Below are 2,257 nucleotides of genomic sequence, written 5' to 3' on the forward strand. Positions count from 1 at the left end.
TTGTCCGATAAATGACAGCATGTGTTTTACGCCTCAGTCTTGCGAGAAGGGTCCATAGCGCGCAGGACAAGGACGAGAATTGGGGTGATGATCAAAGCGGCAACGACCGTGTAGGTCAGTTCGTAGTTGCCAAACTCTATTGAACCGAACAGCGGGCCGCGGCTGATGTCACGACTGCTAGCACCTTCTTCGGCAAAGACCGAAGCGATGCCGTAAAGCCCATAGTAAATCGTCAAATTTATCAGCAGAAACGAAGCGGGAAACGTTGCCCAAAGTTGGCGCCAAAGCTTTGGCGGATGCATGCGCGACAGGTTCCGCACAATCGCGGACCAACAAGCAATTGCGATAAAGACGAAAGAGACGTTCATGAACGTCTTGAGTATCCAAAGATTATGCAGACCATTGGGGCTATTGGAGCCCTCGTCAGCGCGGATCGAACCAAGGGCGTAGTCATAAGTTACGTCCCAGGACAAAATAATGAAGGGCAGGAAAAGCCAGCCAATTGCAAAAAGATTGATCCGCGTTTGTTTTTCCTTAGGGAAATTGTCGTAAAGGATATCAACCCGCACATGGCTGTCGGTTGTGACCGCATAGCCAACGCCGACCAAAACGGCCATACCATAAAGCCACCACTGGAGGTCATCGAGCCATGCTTGGTTCATCCCACTGTTGCGCAAGATAACTTGAGCAGAGATGGCGATCATCAGTGCCGGAAACAGCCAAGCTGCGATATTCGACACAAAGACCACAAAGCGATCGCCACGGTTATGGTGTTCGCGCCCGATTTCACCGGGATCCGAGACCGCGACAAGCTCTTTAACTTCATCCATTATCAGGGGGTCCTTCTGACTGACATGCAGGGTCGCACAAAGGGGCGGACAGCATCCGCCCCTTTGGATTATTTGAAAACAACAGATTAGTTGCGTGGACGTGGCAAGTAGATGCTCTCTGACCAGACTTTGTATCCAGCACGGAATTCCTGCAGATCGTCCCAAACCAGCTTGAAGTACTCGTCTTCTGCAGCGAGTTCGCCAGCAACTTCAGCCCATGATGCTTCAAACGCGTCCAGCATTTCGTCTGGCCAGATGCGGTTCGTCACGCCATTTTCTGCTTCGTTCGCAATCATCGCTGCATAGTTCAGCGCTTCGCCTTCAGCATAGTTGGTTGTGATGTTAGCCAAGCAAGCGATCTCGATCTGCTTTTGACCAAATTCATCAAGGTCGTCCCAACGGTCTTTGTTGATCAGCAGCTCAAACAATGTTGCTGGCTGGTGCCAACCGGGGAAGTAGTTGTTGGACGCGATGTTATAGAAGCCCAAACGCTGGTCGATCAACGGCATGGAGAATTCTGTCGCATCAATCGCGCCACGCTCAAGTGCCGGGAAGATGTCGCCAGCAGCCAGCAAAGATGTGGATACGCCAAGACGTTCCATGACTTCTGCACCAAGGCCGAAGAAGCGCATGTTCAGGCCTTCAAGGTCTGCAAGCGTCTTGATTTCTTCTTTGAACCAACCGGATGTTTCTGGCGCGATGATGCCGCATGGCAGAACTTTTACGTTATAGCCATTTTCGTCATACATGCGCTGGAACAGCTCGTGACCGTCATCATAAAGCATCCATGCAAGGAATTCGCCGGCTTCTGGACCAAATGGCACAGCCGCGAATAGCGACGCAGATTTGATCTTACCCTGCCAATATCCAGCAGTTGTGTAAGCTGCGTCGACGGAACCGTTGGATACAGCGTCAAGCGCCTCCAGAGTTGGAACCAGCTCACCGGGATCGAAGTGCTCGAACTCTACTTCGCGAGAAATGCTGTTGATCTTTTCAACATAGTCCACACCGGCGGTACCAAGGATTGGCAGGTTACGCGAGAACGCAGAAGTCATTTCAAAGACTTCTTGCGCCTGTACTGCGCCACCGGTTGCCATTGTTGCGGCAAGGCCCGCTGCGATTACTTTTTTCTTCATAATATTCCTCCCAGAATATCGCCCTCCGATGGGGCGTATGGTCAAGATTTCATACAACAACATGCGACCACCATGCTGTTAGAAGTTCATTTTTAGGTCCATAGACCTCTTGTTACGCAGTGAGGTGTGAAAATAACATGATCTAGATCATGTTGCTGACAGAAGGCATGCATGCCTCCCCGCATGCGCACTTTCGCGTCTTCCCCAAGACGTATACCGAACCGTCACTATCCACAAAATTTTAAGAACTGTAAGCAATTTTATTGCTTGGCCGGCAAAAAATATTCTCTA

At 50.6% G+C, this 2,257-nt stretch carries 2 protein-coding genes; both read right to left on the reverse strand.

Going from position 1 to position 2,257, the window contains the following annotated elements:
* Nucleotides 1-26: 26 nt before the first annotated feature.
* Complete coding sequence (locus QZ197_RS09600) at nt 27-830, reverse strand: TRAP transporter small permease subunit (RefSeq protein ID WP_296431689.1); 804 nt, start codon at nt 828-830, stop codon at nt 27-29.
* 86 nt (nt 831-916) lie between these two features.
* Nucleotides 917-1,966 carry a TRAP transporter substrate-binding protein gene (locus QZ197_RS09605; protein ID WP_296431690.1) on the reverse strand — a complete coding sequence of 350 codons (1,050 nt, stop codon included), beginning with the start codon at nt 1,964-1,966 and terminating at the stop codon, nt 917-919.
* Nucleotides 1,967-2,257 lie beyond the last annotated feature (291 nt).

The sequence above is a fragment of the Yoonia sp. genome (assembly GCF_017854415.1).
Classification (GTDB): Bacteria; Pseudomonadota; Alphaproteobacteria; order Rhodobacterales; family Rhodobacteraceae; genus Yoonia.

Coding starts and splice junctions, on each gene's coding strand:
- QZ197_RS09600 (WP_296431689.1), bottom strand. CDS start 830: ATGGATGAAGTTAAAGAGCTTGTCGCGGTCTCGGATCCCGGTGAAATC.
- QZ197_RS09605 (WP_296431690.1), bottom strand. CDS start 1,966: ATGAAGAAAAAAGTAATCGCAGCGGGCCTTGCCGCAACAATGGCAACC.